The 23,309-nt window shown below is 44.0% G+C and carries 19 protein-coding genes; 12 read left to right on the forward strand and 7 right to left on the reverse strand.

Annotated features, from left to right (window positions below):
* Position 1 precedes the first annotated feature (1 nt).
* Complete coding sequence (fldA, locus tag ACXAGV_RS10975) at positions 2-526, forward strand: flavodoxin FldA (RefSeq protein WP_014949739.1); 525 nt, start codon at positions 2-4, stop codon at positions 524-526.
* A 135-nt stretch (positions 527-661) separates the two neighbouring features.
* Here fldA and ACXAGV_RS10980 read toward each other — a convergent pair whose 3' ends face one another.
* Positions 662-2,668 carry a methyl-accepting chemotaxis protein gene (locus ACXAGV_RS10980; protein WP_474873290.1) on the reverse strand — a complete coding sequence of 669 codons (2,007 nt, stop codon included), beginning with the start codon at positions 2,666-2,668 and terminating at the stop codon, positions 662-664.
* A 312-nt stretch (positions 2,669-2,980) separates the two neighbouring features.
* Here ACXAGV_RS10980 and fur point away from each other — a divergent pair, with 312 nt between their 5' ends.
* The gene (fur, locus tag ACXAGV_RS10985; protein ID WP_179983643.1) at positions 2,981-3,409 is read left to right on the forward strand and encodes a ferric iron uptake transcriptional regulator; all 429 of its coding nucleotides are present in this window, start codon (positions 2,981-2,983) and stop codon (positions 3,407-3,409) included.
* Positions 3,410-3,466: 57 nt separating this feature from the next.
* On the opposite strand, the gene ACXAGV_RS10990 is transcribed toward fur, so the two are convergent.
* The 4 genes from ACXAGV_RS10990 to ACXAGV_RS11005 are packed head-to-tail and all read right to left on the reverse strand — an operon-like array spanning position 3,467 to position 6,847.
* Positions 3,467-4,333 (reverse strand): D-amino acid aminotransferase, encoded by an 867-nt coding sequence (locus tag ACXAGV_RS10990; protein WP_474873291.1) that lies wholly within the window; start codon positions 4,331-4,333, stop codon positions 3,467-3,469.
* Complete coding sequence (locus ACXAGV_RS10995) at positions 4,330-5,277, reverse strand: 5-oxoprolinase subunit C family protein (RefSeq protein ID WP_474873292.1); 948 nt, start codon at positions 5,275-5,277, stop codon at positions 4,330-4,332. The genes ACXAGV_RS10990 and ACXAGV_RS10995 overlap by 4 nt, the downstream gene beginning before the upstream one ends.
* Positions 5,274-6,053 (reverse strand): 5-oxoprolinase subunit B family protein, encoded by a 780-nt coding sequence (locus ACXAGV_RS11000; protein ID WP_474873293.1) that lies wholly within the window; start codon positions 6,051-6,053, stop codon positions 5,274-5,276. Before ACXAGV_RS11000 ends, ACXAGV_RS10995 begins: the two co-directional genes overlap by 4 nt.
* A gap of 56 nt (positions 6,054-6,109) precedes the next feature.
* Positions 6,110-6,847: a 5-oxoprolinase subunit PxpA gene (locus tag ACXAGV_RS11005; protein ID WP_474873294.1), complete on the reverse strand. Its 738-nt coding sequence runs from the start codon at positions 6,845-6,847 to the stop codon at positions 6,110-6,112.
* A 65-nt stretch (positions 6,848-6,912) separates the two neighbouring features.
* Between ACXAGV_RS11005 and ACXAGV_RS11010 the strand changes: the two genes are divergently transcribed.
* The 5 genes from ACXAGV_RS11010 to ACXAGV_RS11030 all read left to right on the forward strand — a co-directional run bounded on the left by ACXAGV_RS11010 (position 6,913) and on the right by ACXAGV_RS11030 (position 16,206).
* Entirely contained in the window at positions 6,913-7,797 is an 885-nt protein-coding gene (locus tag ACXAGV_RS11010) for a CvfB family protein (RefSeq protein ID WP_061485999.1), read from the forward strand.
* Between the two features lie 84 nt (positions 7,798-7,881).
* Positions 7,882-8,274, forward strand: a complete 393-nt coding sequence (locus ACXAGV_RS11015; protein WP_014949747.1) for an OsmC family protein — start codon at positions 7,882-7,884, stop codon at positions 8,272-8,274.
* Between the two features lie 213 nt (positions 8,275-8,487).
* Positions 8,488-9,621 carry an efflux RND transporter periplasmic adaptor subunit gene (locus ACXAGV_RS11020; protein WP_474873295.1) on the forward strand — a complete coding sequence of 378 codons (1,134 nt, stop codon included), beginning with the start codon at positions 8,488-8,490 and terminating at the stop codon, positions 9,619-9,621.
* A 25-nt stretch (positions 9,622-9,646) separates the two neighbouring features.
* Complete coding sequence (locus ACXAGV_RS11025) at positions 9,647-13,030, forward strand: efflux RND transporter permease subunit (protein ID WP_474873296.1); 3,384 nt, start codon at positions 9,647-9,649, stop codon at positions 13,028-13,030.
* Positions 13,027-16,206, forward strand: a complete 3,180-nt coding sequence (locus ACXAGV_RS11030; protein WP_474873297.1) for an efflux RND transporter permease subunit — start codon at positions 13,027-13,029, stop codon at positions 16,204-16,206. The genes ACXAGV_RS11025 and ACXAGV_RS11030 overlap by 4 nt, the downstream gene beginning before the upstream one ends.
* A gap of 124 nt (positions 16,207-16,330) precedes the next feature.
* Here the strand turns inward: ACXAGV_RS11030 and ACXAGV_RS11035 are convergent, their stop codons facing one another.
* Together ACXAGV_RS11035 and ACXAGV_RS11040 are read right to left on the reverse strand one after the other, a co-directional pair.
* Entirely contained in the window at positions 16,331-16,660 is a 330-nt protein-coding gene (locus tag ACXAGV_RS11035; RefSeq protein WP_474873298.1) for a hypothetical protein, read from the reverse strand.
* 416 nt (positions 16,661-17,076) lie between these two features.
* Positions 17,077-17,871 (reverse strand): DUF2189 domain-containing protein, encoded by a 795-nt coding sequence (locus ACXAGV_RS11040; RefSeq protein ID WP_014979516.1) that lies wholly within the window; start codon positions 17,869-17,871, stop codon positions 17,077-17,079.
* A 272-nt stretch (positions 17,872-18,143) separates the two neighbouring features.
* On the opposite strand from ACXAGV_RS11040, the gene ACXAGV_RS11045 reads away from it, so the two are divergent.
* From ACXAGV_RS11045 to ACXAGV_RS11065, 5 genes are all read left to right on the forward strand, one after another.
* A complete protein-coding gene (locus ACXAGV_RS11045; RefSeq protein WP_474873299.1) occupies positions 18,144-19,364 on the forward strand; it encodes a pyridoxal phosphate-dependent aminotransferase in 1,221 nt (406 codons plus the stop codon).
* A 1-nt stretch (position 19,365) separates the two neighbouring features.
* Entirely contained in the window at positions 19,366-19,965 is a 600-nt protein-coding gene (yfbR, locus tag ACXAGV_RS11050) for a 5'-deoxynucleotidase (protein WP_474873300.1), read from the forward strand.
* A gap of 76 nt (positions 19,966-20,041) precedes the next feature.
* Entirely contained in the window at positions 20,042-21,385 is a 1,344-nt protein-coding gene (locus tag ACXAGV_RS11055; RefSeq protein ID WP_474873301.1) for an anti-phage deoxyguanosine triphosphatase, read from the forward strand.
* Positions 21,386-21,538: 153 nt separating this feature from the next.
* A complete protein-coding gene (gene msrP / locus ACXAGV_RS11060; RefSeq protein WP_474873302.1) occupies positions 21,539-22,546 on the forward strand; it encodes a protein-methionine-sulfoxide reductase catalytic subunit MsrP in 1,008 nt (335 codons plus the stop codon).
* Between the two features lie 97 nt (positions 22,547-22,643).
* Positions 22,644-23,303, forward strand: coding sequence for a protein-methionine-sulfoxide reductase heme-binding subunit MsrQ (locus ACXAGV_RS11065; protein ID WP_474873303.1), 660 nt, complete (start codon positions 22,644-22,646; stop codon positions 23,301-23,303).
* The last annotated feature ends 6 nt before the right edge of the window (positions 23,304-23,309 follow it).

A 23,309-nucleotide genomic window follows, 5' to 3' on the forward strand; every position in this document is an offset into this window, starting at 1 on the left:
TATGGCAAGCGTTGGCCTATTTTTCGGAAGTGACACGGGTAATACCGAACATGTTGCGAAAATGATCCAGAAGGAATTGGGTAAACAGCTAATTGATGTAAAAGATATTGCCAAGAGCAGTAAAGAAGACATCGCTGAGTTTGATTTGCTTATCTTCGGTATCCCTACATGGTACTACGGCGAAGCACAATGCGACTGGGATGATTTTTTCCCTGAATTAGAGCAAATTGACTTCAATGATAAGCTGGTTGCAATTTTTGGTTGTGGCGACCAGGAAGACTATGCAGAATACTTCCTAGACGCGATGGGCATGGTACGCGACATTGTAGAAGCCAAGGGCGCTATTTTGGTAGGTCAATGGTCAACTGAAGGCTACGACTTTGAAGCGTCTAAAGGCATGGCTGACGACAATCACTTTGTTGGCTTGGGTATTGACGAAGACCGTCAACCAGAACTAACTGACTCTCGCGTTAAAGCCTGGTGTAAGCAAATTCACGACGAGCTTTGCTTGGCGGAGCTTGCCTAGAAACGCTGGAGTTTGCTTAACCTTTACTGTGAAAGCTGTTAAGTAACGATAAATTGAAAAACCGCTCTATTGGAGCGGTTTTTTGTTTCGTAAAGAGCCTTCTTTTAATTTTTTGGCATAATTTTTCAGCGTCCGCTAAAGCTGAAACCGCTCTACCGCCCTTCGTAAACTCTCTGTTTGCGCATCCAGCATCATAGTTGATTCGTTCGACTGCCTTGTGCTTTGCGCACTTGAATCGGCCAGTGCTACTATTCGGTTTAAGCTTTTCGCTACATCTCCTAACAACACATCTTGTTGTTCAGTGTCTTCAACAATGTGCTCATTAATATCGCTCAAGCGTTCAATAATTTCGCGAATACTATTGACTTGCTCAGACACTTGGTGCGTAATTTCTACCCCTTCTTGTGCTTGCTCACGACCCGCATTAATCGCCTTCACAGCCTGTGCCGCATCTTTTTGTAGATTGCCAATCATCTGCTCAATTTCTTCTGTTGAGTCGTGTGTGCGATTTGCCAGAGTTCGAACTTCATCCGCAACAACAGCAAAGCCCCTGCCCTGCTCGCCGGCTCTCGCAGCTTCGATAGCGGCGTTAAGCGCAAGCAAATTTGTCTGCTCTGCAATGGTTTTGATCACGTCCAAAATACTGCCAATACTCCGTGAGTTATCATCTAAACGTCCGATAACCTGCGCCGACGACTCTGCCTGTTTGGCTTGATTACTTACTTGCTCACTGCTTTTTTGAACGAGTTGACCTATATCTGAACTTTGTTTAGTGATTGTGCGTAACGCATCCATCGCTTCATTAATTTGGGCTAAGTTGCTGCGGCTCTTATCCTGCACATTTTTAGTGTTAGTAGAAGTAACGGTTACTTGTTCTCGCTGCTTGTCTACCTCAGACAAGCTTTTATTTCCAAGTTCAACACTTTCTTTTGTAATCTCAATTAAACGCTTTTCTTGCTCAAGAATATTACCTACCAACTCTCGTAAGCTATCGGTCAAGCTATTAACTTTTGCTGAAAGCGCAGAGAATTCATCATTGCCTTCTTCTGGCAATTTAGTACTCAAATCGCCTTGGCTTAACAAGCTTAACCCTTTATTAATTCTACCAAGAGGTTTTGAAATACTACGCGTAACAATAACAGCAAGGAAGATAGCGGCGGTAAGGCCCAATACCGCAACAATAATGTTGCGTAACAAATTTTCTTGCACAGATTCAAGAATAGCATTTTGCCCTTCCAGTGATTGTGCTTGAACGGTATCAAACAGGGTATTAATGTCTGTCAGCGCAGTTTTTAATGCCAGCTTCGCTCGTTTCTGCGCTTTCGCTGCTTTATCAACCTCTAAGAGTTTTTGGCGTTGCAGCGCAATTAAACCGCTCGAGCCATTCACCGCGTCTATCAATAAATCGTATTGCTCATTAAAAGCCTCGATTGTGCCACCATCATCCACCCCTGTAGCCAAGCGATTCACATAGTCTTTGTCTACTTGTAGATTGCTTAACTGGTATTCAAGATCCTCAATAATGCTGGCACTTTGCTCTGCGTCATTAGATTCAGCAAGTTCGATAAAGGAATCGTTCATAGTTAGCAGCTTGTTGTCGATGGCGGTACCTGCCCCAATGAGTGTTTCAATACTTGGGTTGTTACTTTCTAGATAAGAAAGGTCGAGCATGAGTGCACTCGCTTCATCAGCAATCATCAGAACGTTTTCAAGTTGTGCCGCAAGCGCTTTTTCTATATTCATCCTTTCATCGATTGCAGAATACATTTCAATGCTATCACTGACATACGCAAGACTAACTTCAACAGCATTCTTTGCTACCGAATTGCTAGGCATAAGCGATTTTAATTGCGCAAGGTCATCGGAGAAGGTTGAAGAAAGCGAATTGAACGTTTGCTTATTAGCATCGAGTTCGTTTCTATTTTCTACGTGATAGCCGTTGGCTGTTATCACCGAAAGAGACAATATTTCTGTTTTAACTTTAACCATGCTGGTCTGTACCGGCATTTTTTGTTCTACCACATTTTGCGCAGAATCTTTTATGCCACTGAGACCAAAATAAGAAAGAATACTAGTTAGTAATAACAAGCAGCCGAATAAGCCGAAGCCTAACGTAATTTTATTTATAATTGTTAACCGCATGGGTACTTCCACTTAAAAACATGCCAAAAACCACAAAATAGAAAGCAACTCTTTAAGTTTAGTTTAACAGGATGTTAATTCAATACATCAAAAGTTTTAATTATTTTGCTTATTTGTTAGATAAATCTAACACTTACATTCTGGTCAGGCTACATGCTGCAAGCCCCACATATAAGTGCAATATTTTTTGCAGTTACGCCTTGGGCAAATATTCGTCGAGAAGACAAAGATTCCACGGTTTTGCTTTTAAATTGTTTCAACTTACCTATAATAACCACCAAACATCTTTTCACTCGTTCTTAGTAGGCTGTAATGGATCAAAATAAAGAATTGAAAAAAGCAGGGCTTAAAGTCACTCTGCCTCGCCTTAAAATTTTACAAATTCTGCAAGAGCCAGAAAACCAACATATCAGCGCTGAAGACGTCTATAAAATCCTTATCGAACAGGGTGAAGAAATTGGTCTTGCTACTGTATACCGCGTTTTAAACCAGTTTGATGATGCAGGTATTCTTAACCGCCACCACTTTGAAGGTGGAAAGTCAGTATTCGAAATCAGTCATAAAGACCACCACGACCACCTTGTGTGCCTTAAGTGTGGCAAAGTGATCGAGTTTGAAGATGAGATCATCGAAGAACGTCAAGAGATGATTGCTAAGCAGCATAAAATGAAGCTTACTCATCACAGTCTTTACCTGTACGGTGAATGTACAGACGGTAACTGTGATAACGCTCCTGAATAAGTAGCGCTACTCTTATAGCAAAAGGCCCGCTTCATTAAGCGGGCCTTTTGCTGTTTATTACGCTTTAAATTTGTAGGCGTGGTAGGCCTTTATTGCCTTTTCCCATATATCACCAACTTCCCCTGTGCCAATAGGTTTGCCGTCTACTTCAACTACCGGCGCTACTTCTTTGCTTGAAGAGGTTAACCATACTTCATCCGCTTCTAGCAACTCAGCTTTGCTAAACCAGGTTTCAGTTACCACTAGGCCAGCATGTTTAAATGCCTCAATGGCTATGGCGCGAGTAATACCGGGAAGAAGTTCATGGTTTAAAGGCGGCGTAGAAATACCCCCGTCTTTCACTATAAATACGTTACATGAACTCGCCTCTGTTACCATACCTTCGCTGTTATACAAAATAGTTTCGTTAACACCTGCATCAACGCCTGCTTGATAGTGCATTACGTTGCCTAACAAGGATGTTGATTTAATATTACAACGTTGCCACCTTTTATCTTGCTCAAGCGCAACCTTGAAAGGTTTTGCATCCTCTTTTGTCGTGGGCTGTGGTGGTGCTATTTCGAAGGCAAATCCGAACACTGTCGGCGCTATATTCTTTGGGTAGGCATGAAAACGCTTTGTATCGGTGCCTCGACTCACATGGAAATAAACGCCTATATTTCCACTTTCAATAAACACTTTGTTTTTCTCAATTAAGCTGGACAAAATGGTTTGCCACTCTTCTGCCGTATACGGGTTGGTGATTTCTATAGCATCAAGGCCTTGCGACATCCGTGAGGTGTGGCCTTTAAACCCTACTGCGTTACCAGAATAGGTAGGGATAACTTCATAAATACCGTCACCAAAAAGAAAACCTCTATCCATTGGAGAAATCTTAGCCTCGGAAAGAGGCATATACTCACCGTTTAAAAACGCAATCGTCACAATATTTCTCCTTGTAATCGGCGACGTCTACTTGTCATTAATAGCCAGTCTGCCCTTGCTTCTTCTTCGTTTTGAAATACGAAGTTCACTTTTTCACCTGGTACGGCTTGGGCCAAGCGACTTATATCACAGGGGCTTACACAGCCAAGTTTAGGGTAGCCCCCCAATGTTTGCCTGTCACGCATCATCACAATTGGCTGCCCGTCACCAGGCACCTGAATTGCACCTAAATGTATTGCCTCAGAACGCATGTTTTCTATTTCGGCGGAAACTGATTCGCCGGTAAGCCTAAACCCCATTCGGTCTATAGACGATGAAACCGTATAGCTACTGGTTTCAAACGTACGCAGCGCAACTTTGCTAAAGCTAGAAAACTGATAACCAGGGATCACACGAATAGACTCTAAAAATCCATAGTCATCGATATGTTGCTGCGCAAGCGTGCGCATTTTAGCGCTGCCCTGGTTTCTTGTGTTAGCTAAAACCTCAATAGTGTCGCCTTCTCTTAACACGCTTCCCATTCCGTCTAACCCGCCTAACTGTTCACGAACAACGGTACAAGCACTGCCCACTGCTTTGGGCACTAGCCAATTTCCACCTATTGCTAAGTAAGCTTTACTACCAAGTAGTGTGCTACCAAATGTGATAACGGCGCCTGCCGATACCTGTTGGCTTTGATAAGGCGCGCTCTGTGTTCCATCTATATCGAGTGTGGTCTCCCTGCCAGTCACAGCAATTATACAATCTTCATTTACCTGTAATTGCATTTCGCCAATGGCTTCAATGCAAGGCGTGCCATCTAAATTGAAGGCAAGAAAATTGGCCCATTCATAGGCGTTACTATCCATGGGGCCAGATTCACAAAAACCATCCCGTTGTCGCCCTACCCGTCCGCTATCAATGATAAGGCTAAACAGTCCTTTGTTGAGTACTTCAATTCTCATCGTTCAACCTGCAATCCTGCTTTGTATTCTCGTTCAGTAACCGAAACAAACTTAACCACATCCCCTGCTTTTAATCGCGATTCACTTTGTTCGTCGCTGTGAATGAGCATGTCAAATGCCGTGAGCCCCAATAGGTTCCAGCCCCCTGGTGATTCACTGGGGTAAACGGCAGTTTGCCTATCGGCGATAGCGACAGCACCTTTTGGTACCCGTTTACGCGGTGTACCTAGCCGCGCACAGCTGAGCGCTTCTGGAATATCGCCCATATAGGCGAAACCCGGAGAAAACCCTACTGCGTATACTTTATAAGTTACGCTTGTGTGTAACTCGATAATCTCTTCAATTGATAGCGCAGTTTTTTTACTTACTATACTTAGATCGCTTGCGCTGGGCGCACCATACCAAACAGGTATTTCAATTACTTTCCCTTCGCAACTTGGCTTAGTTATGTCAACGTGGGCGCTTACACTTTCAGTGTCTAGACTACGTAATGCGCGATATACTCCGTGGCTGTCAATTAACGCCATATCAAAAATAATTAACAAACTATCGTAAGAAGGTACTGCCTCTAATAACCAATGCCACGAACTCGTGGCACCTTGTTCATCAGCTTTTGAACCTTTTGATATTTGACTTTCTCTCTGTCTAATATCTATAGCAGACAGTAATCGGTGGCAAGCATCGTTTGCTTCATCCAGATTTGCGCCGTCAAAGTACACCATAATGGCGTCAGCCCCCGCTGTCACAATTCGCTTAATACACCCAAAAGCTTGCATTTTCTGTCCTTGATAAAATAATTATTCTTAGTAAATGTGTTTTTTAAGAGGCAAATTTATAGAAATGCTCTGATCCTTTGAGCAATACTTACCGCGCCTAGCGTATCCCCATGTACACAAAGAGAATCAGCTTCAACTTTCAGCGTATTTCCCGATGCTGTGGTGACCGTTCCAGATTCTATAAGCTGTTCAGCCTGCATTAGTGCTTCCTTTTCCTCTAATACTGCACCTTCTATATTGCGTGACTGTAATAAACCGTCATCGGTGTAGCGTCTATCAGAAAAGGCTTCAAAGTAGAGCGGCAATCCAAATTCTTTTGCTTCTTCTTTTATAAGCTCGTTTTTCGCAGTGGCTTGCACCATCAGGGTTAATGGGTCTTGTGAAGATTGCGCATTGATGTCAGCAATACTCTGCATAACACTACGTCTTATACCTGCATCTTTCATCATATCGTTATATAACGCACCATGTGGTTTAACATAACTAACGCTAGCCCCATATAATGTGGCCATACCCGACAACGCACTCACTTGGTACTGAATCATAGCGCTGAGTTCATCAGCGGCAATCGCCATACTTCTGCGACCAAATCCCTGTAAGTCTGGATAGGCTGGATGGGCACCTATGACCACGTCATGTTGTTTGGCTAACCGAATAGCCTGCTTCATCACTAACGGGTCACCAGCGTGAAAACCACACGCAATGTTGGCCTGATCAATTTCTGCCATAATGGCCGATTCCACCGGCATAGACCATGCGCCAAAACTCTCACCTAAATCGCAATTTAACTTCATAATGGTTTAGCTCTTACGTTCATTCCAGTATCATGTTACCTGTTCTTTTTAAAAAGTCAGTGCTGATGATAAATATTGGAAAAATTAATACATTACGCGTGGTAGCCCAATACCCTTTTGGCTACGCTTTAGCGCCACTTGTCGAAAACAACGACGAAAACGACAGCGTAATAGAAATAGATGATGCTGAAGAGCTGCAAACTGTTACGCTTGCGATTGACGAAGTAGAAACTTCCCTCGCAGAAGGACAACAGATAGACGTATTTGTAGCCACAGATCAGCGCGGCGATCTCTATGCCACCATGAAGAAACCTTTGATTCAAGTTGGTGAAACTAAGGTACTTAAAGCGGTATCTGCCACTAACTTTGGTGCATTTTTCGACTGGGGTTTAGACAACGACCTTTTAATGCCCAACGACTACCAAGCCCAACCTGTTAATCCAGGTATGTACTATGTTGTTCACACCTTTTTTGATGATAAAACCCAGCGTATTTTAGGTGCTACCAAGCTTCACTATTTTCTAAAGGAAAGTAGTGCCTATCTCAACGAGGGCGACACAGTGCAATGCTTGGTTTATGCCAAAACTGATTTAGGTTTTAAGGTAGTTATCAATGAAAAAAGCTTAGGTCTTATTTTCCATAGCGATGCCTTTAAGCCACTTAAAGTCGGGCAAGCTACTGAAGGGGTAATTAAAACAATTCGTGACGACGGCAAAGTGGACGTAGCCCTTCAGCGCGTAGACAAAGGTGGCCGTGATGCACTTCAACAAGCCATTTTGGATGACTTAGAAGCCCACGGTGGCATTTCTACGCTAACAGATAAGAGTGCGCCAGAAGCCATTTACTCTCATTTTAACGTGAGTAAAGCGGCGTATAAAAAAGCGTTAGGGGCGTTGTATAAGCAAAAGAAAATCACGCTTAGCCCAGATGCAGTTCGCCTTAACAAATAAACGCACATGTCACAGCTGCATTGAAGCGCTAAATTAGCCTGCCTTGCAGCTTCCTTTTTTATTTTTATGACATTAGGACAAACAATGAAAGCACGTGTTTCTTGGGATCAAGATTTAACTTTTACAGGAACTACAGACAGCGGTTACAAAACGGTGATGGACGGCAGCGGTAAGGCCGTATCTCCAATGGAGTCTGTGCTGTTGGCAGTTGGTGCATGTTCAAGTATTGACGTTGTAGATATTCTTAAAAAAGGTCGCTTTAACATTGAAGCCTGTAACTGTGAATTAGAAGCTGAACGCGCTGAAGAGCCGCCTCGTGTATTTACTAAAATTCACGCGCATTACACGGTGTCAGGTGAAGGCATTAGTGAAAAGGCCCTTGCTCGCGCTGTGCAGCTTTCTGCAGAAAAATACTGTTCCGTCATGCTAATGCTAACGGGTAATGTTGAGATCACTACAAGTTATACTTTGGTTTAATAAACTATAGTAGAACCAGCCTCTTTTTAGCGATTCTCGCTAAGCATTAGTAGAAAAGGCCAACCACTTGGGTTGGCTTTTTCGTTAAAACTGTTTGTTACACTCGTAAATTATTGAAATAATTAACAATTAACATTAGTTAACATCTTTGGCATATTAGCTGCTGTATATGGTCATTATTATATAACGACAATTACGTTAGGGTTATTGACCATGGAAACTACAACGCACAGCAACACCTCTTTTTCACCATCACATTCTTTATTACCGTTTTCGCCAACATCACTCAAATTACTTGTTGGAAGCGGTATTATCGCCCTTACTCTCTCGATGACAGCATGTTCTGATGCTGATGCCATTAACGACCAAGCCAACGCCACCGAAGTTGAAGAAACCGTTTTCGCTATTCCCGTTGAAACCCAAACCATTGTTACTGGCGACATTACGTCAACCTATGACACAACAGCTATTTTAGAAGCCCGTGAAGAAGCATTTGTGGTTGCGCGAGCGTCTGGAATTATCGAAGAAATCTTCGTAGAAGAAGGTGATTATGTTGAAAAAGGCCAAGTACTGGCACAGCTTGATAAACGCCGCTACGAGCTGAACTTATCAAAAGCTTTGGCTGATTTAGCTGGCATTGAAAGCGAACTAGAAAAGGTCAACAAAGTCTATTCTAAAAAGCTTATCAGCGATGACACTTACGACAAGCTCACTTCGCAATTTGAATCAGCAAAAGCATCTGTACGCTTAGCTGAACTTGATTTGAAAGAAGCAACGATCACGGCACCGATTGATGGATACATTGCAGAAAGGAATGCCAAAGTAGGCAACCTGACTGAATCGTTCCAACGGGAGAGAATGTTCCATATCGTTCAACAGCGCAATCTTCAAGGCATTGTGTATCTGCCTGAAAATGAGCTACCTAACGTAGTGATTGGACAAGGTGCAATACTTACCGTGGCAGCTTTAGGCGACAGAAGTATCACCGCGAGTGTTGAACGTATAAGCCCGGTCATTGATGCAACCACCGGCACGTTCAAAGTAACCTTAAAAGTACCGAACGAAGACAACAAACTCAAAGCCGGTATGTTTACCGATGTATCGCTTGAATATGCTACCCATGCTAACGCCACATTGTTGCCCCGCAGAGCGCTGGTTACCATCGATAACAGCCACAGCGTATTCGTTGTTGATAACGGCAAAGTCAAGAAAGTTGATATTTCTACTGGTTTTGAAAATAACGAAGTCGTTGAAGTTATTAATGGTTTAAACGGTAATGAAGAAGTGGTTACTGCAGGCCACCAAAACTTGAAAGACAGCGCCCCTGTTGAAGTAGTTAACAGCTAATTCGGCCTAACAAGGAACTCACACAATGCGTATTGTAGATATTGCTGTAAAGCGCCCTGTTGCCGTTAGTATGTTCACTTTTGCGGTATTGCTATTTGGTATGGTGTCGTTAGGCAGACTGTCGGTTAACCTACTGCCTGACTTATCGTACCCTACTCTCACCATTCGCACTGACTACGACGGTGCAGCGCCAGGCGAAGTCGAACAACTGGTTTCAAAACCCATTGAAGAAGCCATCGGCGTAGTAAAAGGCGTACTTAAAGTCACGTCCACATCGCGTGCAGGCCAGTCTGACGTTGTGCTTTCATTTGCATGGGGTACTGACATGGATTTCGCGAGCTTAGAAGTGCGCGAGAAACTTGATGTATTGCAGCTTCCCCTTGATATAGAAAAGCCAAGGCTCCTTCGTTTTAACCCAAGTTTAGATCCAGTAATTAAACTGGGGCTGACGGCACAAAGCGATACGTCAAGTTTAAGCGTAGCGCAAATGAAGCGATTACGTTTATATGCCGAACAGCAGGTAAAACGAGCTTTAGAGTCGGTAGAAGGTGTGGCAGCCGTGCGCGTTGGCGGTGGTTTAGAAAACGAAATACACATTCTTATCGACCAGCAGAAAGCCAGTCAGCTGTCTATTCCCATTACCCGAATTATTGACCGGGTCAGTGCCGAAAACATTAACGCTGCCGGCGGTCGAATTGATAACGCAGCCCAGGCGTTTTTGGTCAGAACCCTGAATCAGTTTGAAACACTGAGCGATATCGAAAACCTTTTCATTGGGCGTTTTGAAGGCAGAAACATTCAACTTAAAGACGTGGCAACGGTTGAAAGTGCTTATAAAGATCGTGATGTGGTAACGCGCTTTAACGGCAATGAAGGCATTGAAATTGCCATTTATAAAGAAGGCGATGCTAATGCGGTTAACGTAGCGCAAAAAGTGGCTAGCCGGTTAAATGAGGTCAACAACAACCTGCCTTCTAACTACACGCTTGGCGAAATTTATGACCAAAGCGTGTTCATCAAGCAAGCTATAGACAACGTGAAGTCAGCGGCAGTGATGGGCGGTATTTTAGCCATGTTGGTACTGTACCTTTTTCTTAAAGACTTCTGGGCTACCGTTATTATCTCGGTTTCTATTCCGGTATCAGTAATTGCCACCTTTAATCTAATGTATGCCAACGATATAAGCTTAAACATGATGAGCTTAGGTGGTATCGCGCTTGCTGTTGGACTATTGGTAGATAACAGCATTGTTGTGCTTGAAAATATCGATCGTCATAAAAAATTAAAAGTGGCTGGGAGTGATAACGCTACAGCTAATGAAAAAACGACGGCAGAAGCCACAGACACTGAGGCATCTGCCGCTAGCGAAGGAACAAAAGAAGTCTCTGGCGCAATTGTGGCTTCGACACTGACCACTATGGCCGTGTTTGTGCCACTGATATTTGTAGAAGGTATTGCAGGTCAGCTGTTTAAAGATCAAGCGTTAACCGTGTCGTTCGCTTTAGCTGCATCGCTTGTTGTTGCGCTCACACTTATCCCTGCGATGGCACATAAGAAGAAAAAGCAACAGCTAGATCACGAAGATGTGTTCACTACATCAGCGCCTACCCCTCCTACGTCAACGTTTGGCAAAGTTATGTATTACGTTACCCTGCCAATTCGTTGGGTATTCAGACTTATCTTTGTTTTTTTACCTGCAGCCTTTGTAACTTTGGTGATTGGCGCATGGCATATCGTTAGCAAGTTATTAAGCGTTGCGTTTAAACCACTTATCTGGGTATTTAACAAAGGGTTTGACCTTCTTGCTTATGCTTATGAAAAGCTGCTGCGCGTAAGCCTTAAAGCCAAAGCGCTGGTGTTAGCTACTGCCTTTATTCTTGCTGCTGGCGCGATAATGCTGGTACCAAGACTAGGTATGGAACTTATCCCTACCCTGTCACAAGGAGAATTTTCGGTAGAAGTGACCCTCCCTGCGGGTTCGCCACTAGCGCGTACCGACGCTATTATCAGCGAGCTTGCTGCGGTTGCAGTAAATAACAATGATGGCGGCGAAACCAAGGTGCTTCGCACCTATGCCATGTCTGGTACTGGTAGCCTGATAAGCGCCGCGCCTAATCAGGGTGGCGATCATTGGGGCCGCTTAAACATTGTTATGCAGCCTACGGCGACGGCTAACGATATGGACGCGGTAAAGCGTGCCCTTCGCGATCATTTAGCGTTTAAACCTCAGGTTCAGGCAAGGTTTTCAGAGCCAGAGCTATTTAGCTTTGCATCGCCTATTCAAATTGAAATTGCAGGTTACGACCTTAATCAACTACAACAGTTTGGCGACGCTATTGCGACCAAACTAGCCAGTTTTAATAATTTTGCAGACGTAACGACCAGCATTCGTGATGGAAACCCAGAGCTTAAAATAGCTTTCCATCACGCGAAACTTGCTCGCCTTGAGCTTGATGCATCAACCGTTTCTCAGCTTATTGCGGCCAAAGTAGGTGGCCGTGTCGCTACACAGTATAGTGTTGAAGACAGAAAGGTAGATGTGCTAGTAAGAACGCAAGAAAACCAGCGAGATGACATCGCCAGCGTGCGCGCCATTGTTGTTAATCCAGGCTCTGCGCAACCTATTCCATTAAGTGCCGTTGCAGACGTATACATGAGTGTCGGTCCTAGCGAGATCACCCGCGTTGGACAGCAGCGTGTAGCGCTGGTATCTGCGAATTTAGCCAAAGGTAAGCTTGATGAAGCGGTTGCCGTTGCTAATAAAGTCATTGATGAAACCCAACTTCCTCTATCTTTAAGTGCAACAGTAACTGGACAAAGTGAAGACATGCAAAGCAGCTTCCGTTCGCTACAGTTTGCCCTAGCACTTGCCGTGTTTATGGTGTATTTGGTTATGGCGTCTCAGTTTGAGTCGCTGCTGCACCCTCTGCTTATTTTGTTCGCAGTGCCGCTAGCCGGTGCAGGTTCTGTGTACGGGTTGTGGCTTACCAATACGCCGCTTAACGTGGTGGTATTTATTGGTTTGATTATGCTGTGCGGTATTGTAGTGAACAACGCTATTGTATTAGTTGACCGTATAAATCAGTTACGCCGCCAAGGAGTAGAGAAAGACACCGCTATTCTAGATGCTGCAAAGACCCGTTTACGCCCTATTGTGATGACTACGCTCACTACGGTACTGGGTTTATTGCCTATGGCGTTTGGTTTTGGCGAAGGCGCTGAAATTCGTACGCCAATGGCCATTACGGTAATTTACGGTCTTTTGTTTGCAAGCTTGCTCACCCTCATTTTACTGCCAGTGCTTTACAGCCTGTTCGACGTTAAGAAGAAAGCGCCTGTGAAAGATAATTCTCGTGAAAACGTAGGCTTTGGTGACAAGGAAGCAATGCCAAAAGGAGGTGTACTATGAGTACACCTTCTCACAACACTAATAACAGTTCTGAAACCCACACTGACAAGCGCCAAACACGTGACCCGAATCAACGCGAGACAGACATAGCTTCACAGCCGCACCTTTCAAAAATTGCAGGTATAGGCGCTGGGCTTGCACGCTTTGCGTTAAATAAGCCCGTTACCATTGGAATGCTGTTTTTGTCTATGTTGCTTTTCGGCATTGTATCTGGACGCTTGTTACCCCTTGAAAAGTTCCCCGGGATTGATATTCCAGAAATGGTAGTGCAGATCCCCTACCCTGATGCAACGCCAGTTGAAATTGAAACGATGATAACCCGTCCGGTTGAAGAGGCCGTTGCTACCATGTCGGGGATAAAGCGCTTAAGGGCCCGCTCGTACGACAATATGGCTGAGGTCATTGTGGAGTTCGATTGGGATGAAAACCTTAAAGCTAAAAGCATTGAGGCACGGGAAAAGATTGATGCTATTCGCCATGAACTTCCTGACGATGTAGAGCGGATCATGGTGTATAAATTCAACACAAACGATATGCCTATATTCCAGCTGCGCGTATCGAGCGACCGCGACTTATCGAATGCTTACGATTTGCTTGAGCGTAACCTTAAGCGTCCGCTGGAGCGTGTTCCGGGTGTATCGAAAGTTGAGCTATACGGCACCATGAAGCGTCAAATTACTATTCGCTTAGATCCTAAGAAAATGGCGGCCTACCAAATAGACGGTACACGCTTAGAGCAGCAGCTTCAAAACGCCAACTTCTCGCTCACCGCGGGCTACATGTACAATAACGGTGAAAAAATTCTGGTTAACCCAACCGGCGAATTTACTGATGTAAACGATTTTAAAAACATGTGGGTTACCCGCAGCGTTCGCTTGTCTGATATTGCCAGCGTGACGTACGAGCTTCCTCAACGCAATGAAGGACGTCATTTAGATCGCACCTTTGCGGTAGGCTTTAACGTATTTCGCGAATCGGGCAGCAATCTTGTAGAAGTTTCCGACGCGGTAATGAAGGTTATCGAAAAAGCCAAGGAAGACCCTGAGTTTACAGGCATTAGTTTATTTGTAATGGACGACACCGCTAAAAGCGTAACATCATCGTTGAGTGATTTGCTAAATGCTGGCCTTTTAGGTGCGCTGCTTTCAGTTATTGTGCTGTACTTATTTTTGCGCCAGCTTACCACCACCTTAATCGTGGTGCTTTCAGTGCCATTCTCAATTTGTATTACCTTAGGTGTGATGTATCTATTAGGTTATACACTCAACATCTTATCGTTAATGGGCCTCATGCTAGCGGTAGGTATGCTGGTAGACAACGCCGTGGTGATCACTGAAAGCGTGTTTCAAGAACGCCAACAAGAGGGAGACATTAAGCGAGCCACCCAGATTGGTGTAAACAAAGTCAGTCTTGCGGTCATTGCCGGAACTGCAACCACGGCAATAGTGTTTTTACCTAATATTATTGGAGTAAAAATAGACGTGACTATTTTCCTAGAGCACGTTGCTGTGGCTATCTGTATATCTCTTTTCGCGTCGCTTTTCATTGCTAAAACACTTATTCCCTTACTGACAACTAGGGTAAAGATCCCAGTAGTAAAAACGCCTAAAACGCCGTCCTACATAAGAGACTATGGCCGCGCACTTAACTGGATGTTGAAGCACCAAGGCGCAACCTGTGTAATTGCTCTATTGCTACTTGCATCGACAATCGTACCTATGCAGGTAGTTACATCTGACGATGAGGGTAATAACAACCAGGAACGTATTTGGCTTAACTATCACGTAACGCAGAATTTTACGCTTGAAGAAGTGGAAAAAACCGTAGATAGAATGGAAGCTTACCTTTATGAAAACCAAGAACGTTTTCATATTAAACAGGTTTATACTTATTTTACTGCCGGCCATGCAGTAAGCGGTATTACGCTTAATGACGAACTACCCGTTAGTGTGGGCAGAATTAAAGAGGATATACGTGAAAACATGCCCTCCTTTGTGCGAGCCCATCCCTCTTTTCAATGGGATAGCGGCAACGGCGGTGGCGTAAGAGTTACGCTGTTGGGTGAATCGTCCGAAACCTTGCTAAACATTTCAGAGCAAATAGTTCCTATTCTTTCAACTATTGAAGGGCTGGAGGATGTAAAAGCCGACACGGGGTCTACCCGCGATGAAGTTCAGATACGCATAGACAGAGAGAAAGCAAACCGTTTTGGCATTCAGGTGAACGATGTGGCTAAACTTGTCTCTACAGCACTACGAGGCAGTAATTTACGTACATTCCGTTATGGAGACGCTGGAGAAGTAGCAGTGCAGCTTAAGTTTGGCAGCGATATTCAATCCTCGCTAAGTGAACTTAAGAACATCAATATTGGTTTTACTCAGGGTCAATCGGTAACACTGAGCATGATTGCAGACTTCTCTGTGGTACCGCAGCTATCGCAAATTAATCGCAATTACCGTCAAACCGCGCTAGCTATTGGCGCAAACCTAGTGGGTGAAACCACTACCGAGCAAGCTCGTGAACGCATAGAGAAAGCATTGGTCAATATCGAGCTGCCTACAGGTTATAAGTGGACACTAGATGGTAGCTTTTCCCGTCAGGATGAAGCCAATGCTGTAATGCAAATGAACATGCTGCTGGCACTTTGCATGATATACGTTGTAATGGCTGCATTGTTTGAATCGCTGATACTTCCAACGTCTGTGATCACTTCGCTGTTATTTTCGTTCACCGGTGTGTTTTGGGCATTTATGGTGACAGGCACTTCAATGTCTATCATGGGGATGATTGGCATGCTGATATTGATGGGCATTGTGGTTAACAATGGCATCGTATTGGTAGACAGAATTAATCAGCTAATTAATGAAGGCTTGTCGCTGTATGACGCAGTAATTGAAGGGTGTATGACACGTATCAGGCCTATTCTTATGACAGTAGCCACAACGGTTTTAGGGCTTATTCCACTTGCGATGGGGAGTACTCGAATTGGCGGCGACGGTCCTCCCTACTCACCTATGGCCATTGCAATCATTGGTGGGCTGGTGTTCTCAACACTAACCAGCTTGTTCTTGGTACCACTTGCTTACGTGTTGCTACTAAAACTTAGGTTTAAAACGCAGCGATTGTTTAAAACCAGTAAAGCGCGTGTAGCCACGTATATTAAAATCGCCAATTGAGGCGCATGTTAAAGCAAAAATAAGACAAAAAGCGGGTCTAGTTTTCACCATTTACGTCAACGGGATTGACGATGAGTGTAAGCTAGCCCGCTTTTTCTGGATCAATCGTAACCGCTACCACGCCTTAGCTTCGCGATGTTAGATATTCATGTACCGCATCAGCGTGACGCTCTTCAGAAAACTTAATTAGGCTACTTCCATTACATGTTAGGCCTTCCTCAGACGTTACCGTGCGCAATACTTCACGTTGGCTAGCGCCAATACGACCTACGTTACGTGAAAGGCTTGAGCGAAGTACTCTTACGTCATCGTTGATAATCGCTTTACAAAACCCTGCAAACTGGGTTTCGCCTACGAAGCGAATGTCTTTTGACTCTGCGGCTGCATTTGCGTTGATACTAAAAGCGACAGTAGCAGTAGCTGCAAAAACTTTAAGTAAGTTAGATAATTTCATTTTAAAATCCTCAATGTGTGGTTAAAGGTGCTATGCAAGTTTGTGGCAAACTCTTAAGTTGAGTTGAACAAAGTTGAATGAAGCAACAATTCGCTCAACGCCCTTTATTTATGCATCAAGAATAAAAAATTTTCTGTTGAATGATTGTGTAACCTGGGTAAATGCTTGGTAAATCAAGTTGTTACGCTCTTGTTACGGCACTAACCCCTTGAATTACTTAGAATAATATAAATTGTATATTACTAATATATCTAGCCACTACATTTATAGGAAGAAAGAAATATAAGACTTAAGTATAAAAAGGCCCCATTTGGGGCCTTAAAACTGTAATTTTAACAAAATAAATGATAAATTAGCGTATTTAGTGCGCTGAAAAATACAATTTTTCGTAATTTAATTACACAAAACGAAGTAAATTACTCATATTTACGTTCGCGCTTAGTTTCAATGGCATCAATATAAGCATGCCATGACGCGTAGCCGATAATAGGCATTAACACGATAAAACCAATAAACCCGGTTACGTAACCAATCGCAACGGTGGTAAAGATGATCGCCCCCCAAATAAGCATGGGGACCTTATTAAGCCACACTGCGTTAACACTGGTTAATACAGCGGTGGCAAGGTCTACTTTGCGTTCCATCAAAATTGGTTGGGTAAACGCCGTAACGAAAAGCATAGCCAATGTAAAACCCGCACCAACAATTGTGCCTAGCGCTAAAAATGGTAATAAGCTTTCTAAATCGTTTTCGATATAAGGCGGATAAAGTGCATGGATTAGCGATGCAACACGCAACCAGAATATCATCATCACCATAAGTAAAATGGCAAAGCCCCACTCGTTAAACGCATTTCTGCGCATTGCACGCAAAGAATGGCGTAACGTGGGCTTATGGCCTTTCTCCATTTCCCAGCTTACATCATAAAGACCAGCAGCTAGAAATGGACCTACCAACATAAAGCAAACAATGGCGGGTAAAATAACTAAGTGCCAACCTGTCATTTCAACCAAGTACATAATGAACCACGGAATAACCGCGAAAAGAACGCCATAAAATAAGGTGAGACCTGGTGCGCGCATAGCGTCTCGTAATGCCAATGACAACCATTTTATAGGGTCGCCAACGTCTAACTCTTTACAGGGAATAACGCGTGCTATACCACTTTGCGTGATTGCATTCTCTGGTGTTTCTTTGAAATGGTGCGACATATTCTTATCACCTCTGCTTGTTAGCCTGTTTGTTACTAACGCGTTTTTTATACACGCCTTACTACTACGATAGGCGCTGAATGAAAAGTTCACAAGCTATTAACATAAATTTTATGCTTAAGTGACAAGCGGATCATTCATCTCGTTATATGGTCAATAAATAGCCACTTGGTGAAAAAAGTCGTGCTTAAAGCAGAAATACTGCAAAAATGCCATCGCATAAGGCTGTGTATTGCGATAATCTCAAGGTATGTAAATCAACCAGATAGACCATGAAAACTGTATCTCGCTCACATAAATTAGATAACGTTTGTTACGACATTAGAGGCCCAATCGCTGCGCAAGCACGTAAAATGGAAGACGAAGGACACCGCATATTAAAATTAAATATCGGTAACCCTGCCCCGTTTGGGTTCGAAGCCCCTGATGACATCGTAAAAGACGTAATCCATAACCTGCCCACGTCTCAAGGATATTCAGACTCGACAGGAATTTATGCTGCCCGCGTGGCCGTGATGCAGTACTACCAGCAGCGCAACATTAAAGACATTCGTGTAGACGATGTTTATATTGGTAATGGCGTATCTGAGTTAATCATGATGGCGATGCAAGCGTTGCTTAATCATGGCGATGAAGTGCTAATTCCAAGCCCAGACTATCCGCTTTGGACAGCAGCAGTAAGTTTGTCATCGGGCTCACCGGTACACTACCGCTGCGATGAGCAAGCAGGCTGGTTCCCCGATATAGACGATATAAAAAGTAAAATCACCAGCAAAACTCGCGCAATTGTACTTATAAATCCTAACAACCCTACCGGTGCAGTTTATGACAAAGCCCTTTTGCAAGATGTGGTTGAAGTCGCCCGCGAGCACGGGCTAGTGGTATTTAGCGACGAGATTTACGACAAAATTTTATACGATGAAGCCCAGCACATCAGTATTGCGTCACTCGCTGATGACGTATTTTTTGTTACCTTTGGCGGGTTAAGCAAAAACTATCGCGTGGCGGGCTTTCGCTCTGGTTGGCTTGTTGTTAGCGGCAATAAGCGCTTGGCGTCGGACTATATTGATGGGCTTAATATTCTATCTTCCATGCGTATGTGTGCGAACGTACCTTGTCAAAGCGCCATACAAACTGCATTAGGCGGCTATCAGAGTATTGACGACTTGGTGAAGGAAAACGGGCGCTTGCGCATTCAGCGTGACGTAACCACAGATATGTTGAACGGCATCGACGGTATCTCTTGCGTTAAGCCTAAAGGCGCCATGTATTGTTTCGCCAAAGTGGATGAGAAGAAATTCAACATTCAAAACGATGAACAAATGGTGCTGGACTTATTAAGCTCTGAAAAAATTCTGCTGGTACACGGTCGCGCGTTTAACCTTAATGAAGGCACGTACTTTCGATTAGTATTTTTACCGCACAGCGATGTATTGGTGCCTGCGCTACATCGTATTGGCAACTTCTTTAGAACCTATAAGCAAGGGGCGTAATGTGTCTGATAAAAGTCACTTTTTTGCGCACCTGGCGCGCTTAAAGCTTATTAATCGCTGGCCGCTAATGCACAACTTGCGCACAGAAAATGTGCAGGAGCATAGTTTGCAGGTGGCCATGGTCGCCCACGCGCTAGCCTTAATAAAAAATAAGTTTTTTGGCGGCACACTAAACCCTGATCGTATTGCTACCATGGCAATATTTCACGACGTATCGGAGGTACTCACCGGAGATCTCCCTACCCCAGTGAAATACTTTAACCCTGCGATTAAAGAAGAATATAAAAAGATTGAAAAAATTGCAGAGAACAAGCTAATTGAAATGGCACCTGAAGCATTTCGAGAAGACTACGCTGCGCTTATTGATCATCACTACCATAGTGAAGAAGAAGCTTTTATTGTGAAAGCAGCAGACGTACTTTGCGCTTACCTTAAAACGCTTGAAGAACTAGCCGCTGGCAATCAAGAATTTAAGCTAGCTAAAAAACGTTTAGATAAAACCCTTAAAGAGTATCATTCTGAAGAGGTGGATTACTTCTTAACGCGTTACGTACCAAGCTTTTCTTTAAGTCTTGATGAAATTACGCAAGACGATATGTGAGCAAGGCGATTAACAGCGCTTAAATTACTACACTGACGAATAGAAGTAGCATACACAGCAAGGCAGCGAGGTTTTTTTGGCAACAAGCGATTGGGAATTAGCATTACACGAGCGTCGTTTACCCCGTAGCGAAACAAGAGACGGCGATCATCGCAATCCGTATCAACGTGATAAAGCGCGCGTTCTTCACAGCGCTGCCTTTCGTAGATTGCAGGCAAAAACTCAAGTGCTCGGAGTGGGGCTAAGCGACTTCTATCGCACTCGACTAACCCACTCTCTAGAAGCTGCCCAAATTGGCACCGGTATTACTGCCCAGCTTTGGGTGAAATTTCCAGATATTGCCGCGACATTAGCGCTTGATCCTACGTTAATCGAAACCCTCTGCTTGGCTCACGATATCGGGCACCCACCCTTCGGCCATGGTGGTGAAATTGCACTTAATTACATGATGCACCAATACGGCGGGTTTGAAGGAAACGGACAAACCTTTAGGATCATAACTCAGCTAGAGCCTTATACCGCCGATCACGGCATGAATTTATGTAGAAGAAGCGTGCTAGGCTTGGTTAAATATCCGAATTTTATCGATGCCCTTCATAGTAAAGGACCTACGCCCGAACGCCCTGTTTCACTTCGTCAGGTTAAGGCCCATGACTGGCACCCTCCGAAGGGGTTATTTCGCTGCGACGAGCCCCTATTCGACTGGCTACTTGCGCCATTTAGCAATGAAGATAAAGATGCGTTTATGCAGTTTACTGCAAAAACGAATACCCACAGTAAAACGCAATTTAAATCGTTCGACTGCTCAATTATGGAGCTGTCTGACGATATCGCCTATGGCATTCACGACTTAGAAGATGCCATTGTAATGGATATGGTAGACAAGCATCATTTTGTCGAGGATGTAACCACCCCGCTAAAAGCACTAGATGTACCCTGGCTGTCAGACAATATAGAAGTGCTTACCAATAAGCTATTTAGCGCTGCACATCACGAAAGGAAAAATGCTATAGGTGCGCTGGTAAATAGCTTTATCACAGCCATTGAAATAAAAGGCGTTGAGGGTTTCGCTCACCCGTTACTTGCGTTTAACGCCGTGATGCCAGAACAATTTGCACAAGCCCTAGAGCTTTTCAAACGCTTTGTGTTTAACAAAGTAATACGCCGCCCCGATGTGCAGCTTCTTGAATACAAAGGACAGCTGGTGGTTATGGAGCTTTTTGAAGCCTTTGCATCAGATCCCGACCGCCTTCTACCCGAAAACACCCAAGAGCGCTGGCGTAAGGCCTGTGAGAGCGGCAATGGTATGCGCGTTCTCGCCGACTATATATCGGGTATGACGGATGAATTCGCCTCTCGCTTATACAGCAATATCTTTTCACCAAAACAAGGCGGCATTCAAGATAGTTTGCATATGTAGATTGTTTAATTTGCCCAAAATTAATTGAAATGAAAAGACCGTACTATCGGTCTTTTTTATTATGTTGAACTTACTCGTTACATTAACGTAGCTAAATGTATAGGTTGAAGTAACGACCAGTTCTCGTAGTATTATCATAACTTAGGTGACGTAATGCCAAAACCATTTAAACCTTCAGTGAAGTTGAACGAAAGCCATGTGACTGATGAAAGCGTGTATATGAATCGCCGTTCATTGCTCAAATCTATGGGCTTTGTGGGCGCGTCCACACTGTTAGCAAAGTCAGCGGGGGCTGCCGGTTGGTTTTGGGAAGATGAAGAAGAAAAAGCTGCGTTTAAAGGGAAAGCGCTTGAGTTTAGCCAACCACCTAAATTTCAAATAGCGGAAACCCGTACGCCCGAAGATAAAGTAACCAGCTACAATAATTTTTACGAGTTTGGTACCTCTAAAGATGCACCAGCCAAAAATGCGACTGAATTTCAAACTAATCCATGGACGTTAAAAGTTGACGGGATGGTTAAAAACCCCATTGAGCTTGATCACGATGCCTTAACAAAGCGTTTTTCCCTTGAAGAACGCATTTACCGCTTGCGCTGCGTGGAAGCATGGTCGATGGTGGTACCTTGGATTGGGTTTGAGTTAGGGGCGTTGTTAAAACAAGCCGATCCGTTGATGTCAGCCAAATATGTGGCATTTGAAACCCTATACGACCCTGAGCAAATGCCTGGCCAGCGAAGCCGCTTTACCGGTGGCGGTATTGATTACCCATATGTAGAAGGACTGCGACTTGATGAAGCTATGCACCCTTTAACGCTTATGTCGGTTGGTCTTTACGGTAAGACCTTGCCACCTCAAAACGGTGCGCCTATCAGGCTTGTTGTACCGTGGAAGTATGGTTTCAAGAGCATTAAGTCTATTGTGAGAATTCGCCTTACCGACAAGAAGCCACCTACCACATGGAATCGACTGGCCGCCAACGAGTATGGCTTTTACGCCAATGTGAATCCAAACGTTTCGCACCCAAGGTGGAGCCAAGCCAGCGAGCGTAGAATAACCACAGGTGGGCTACTCGCCAGAAATCGCATCGACACCCAAATGTTCAACGGTTACAGCGAAGTCGCGCCGCTATACAAAGATATGGACTTATCCCGTTATTACTAGCTGGTACTTTTTATTGGGCTACGAGCAAATAGCTAGCCCTTCTAACCAATATCTCATAACCGAAGCTATTAAACATTATTATTAAGTTGTTCATTTAATGCCGTTAAGAAAAAAACCATTTCGACTCTCTGTATGGCAGCGCCGCAGCCTAAAAGGTCTTATTCACCTTTTCGCATTGGGCTATATCGCCTGGTTGTTTTTTGCAGGGGTAACCGATCAGCTTGGTCCAGACCCTGTAAACACGCTCATCAACGAGACTGGAACCTGGGCAATTCACTTTCTTTTACTAACGCTTACTCTTAGCCCACTTGCTAAATGGCTACCAAGCCCAGAACCGATGCAATTCAGACGTATGATTGGCGTATACACCTTTGTGTACGCCTTTGCACACCTGCTCACTTACATTGTGTTTGAACTCCAGCTTGATATGGCACTAGTGGCTAGCGAGATAGTAAGCAGGCCTTTCATAATTGTTGGCATGGCGGCACTACTTCTTCTTTTTGCACTTACGGCTACGTCGTTTAAGCGCATCCAGCGCAATATGGGTAGAAAATGGCAAAAGCTTCATAACAGCATTTATTTGATACTGCCCCTTGCACTACTTCATTTCAGCTGGTCGCAGAAGACGTTTTGGCAAGAACCCGTTTGGTATTGGATAGTAGGACTGATATTGATGAGCCCAAGAATGAAGCAGTGGTATGTGACGTATCAGAAGAAAAGTCAAAAGAAGTCGAGAGACAAAAACGCAGTGGCGTGAGAAAAC

It is taken from the genome of Alteromonas sp. ABH4_453, assembly GCF_056160665.1.

Coding starts and splice junctions, on each gene's coding strand:
- ACXAGV_RS11030 (WP_474873297.1), top strand. CDS start 13,027: ATGAGTACACCTTCTCACAACACTAATAACAGTTCTGAAACCCACACT.
- fur (WP_179983643.1), top strand. CDS start 2,981: ATGGATCAAAATAAAGAATTGAAAAAAGCAGGGCTTAAAGTCACTCTG.
- ACXAGV_RS11020 (WP_474873295.1), top strand. CDS start 8,488: ATGGAAACTACAACGCACAGCAACACCTCTTTTTCACCATCACATTCT.
- fldA (WP_014949739.1), top strand. CDS start 2: ATGGCAAGCGTTGGCCTATTTTTCGGAAGTGACACGGGTAATACCGAA.
- ACXAGV_RS11015 (WP_014949747.1), top strand. CDS start 7,882: ATGAAAGCACGTGTTTCTTGGGATCAAGATTTAACTTTTACAGGAACT.
- ACXAGV_RS11045 (WP_474873299.1), top strand. CDS start 18,144: ATGAAAACTGTATCTCGCTCACATAAATTAGATAACGTTTGTTACGAC.
- ACXAGV_RS11010 (WP_061485999.1), top strand. CDS start 6,913: ATGATAAATATTGGAAAAATTAATACATTACGCGTGGTAGCCCAATAC.
- ACXAGV_RS11025 (WP_474873296.1), top strand. CDS start 9,647: ATGCGTATTGTAGATATTGCTGTAAAGCGCCCTGTTGCCGTTAGTATG.
- msrP (WP_474873302.1), top strand. CDS start 21,539: ATGCCAAAACCATTTAAACCTTCAGTGAAGTTGAACGAAAGCCATGTG.
- ACXAGV_RS11040 (WP_014979516.1), bottom strand. CDS start 17,871: ATGTCGCACCATTTCAAAGAAACACCAGAGAATGCAATCACGCAAAGT.
- ACXAGV_RS10980 (WP_474873290.1), bottom strand. CDS start 2,668: ATGCGGTTAACAATTATAAATAAAATTACGTTAGGCTTCGGCTTATTC.
- ACXAGV_RS10995 (WP_474873292.1), bottom strand. CDS start 5,277: ATGAGAATTGAAGTACTCAACAAAGGACTGTTTAGCCTTATCATTGAT.
- ACXAGV_RS11005 (WP_474873294.1), bottom strand. CDS start 6,847: ATGAAGTTAAATTGCGATTTAGGTGAGAGTTTTGGCGCATGGTCTATG.
- ACXAGV_RS11000 (WP_474873293.1), bottom strand. CDS start 6,053: ATGCAAGCTTTTGGGTGTATTAAGCGAATTGTGACAGCGGGGGCTGAC.
- ACXAGV_RS11035 (WP_474873298.1), bottom strand. CDS start 16,660: ATGAAATTATCTAACTTACTTAAAGTTTTTGCAGCTACTGCTACTGTC.
- ACXAGV_RS11065 (WP_474873303.1), top strand. CDS start 22,644: ATGCCGTTAAGAAAAAAACCATTTCGACTCTCTGTATGGCAGCGCCGC.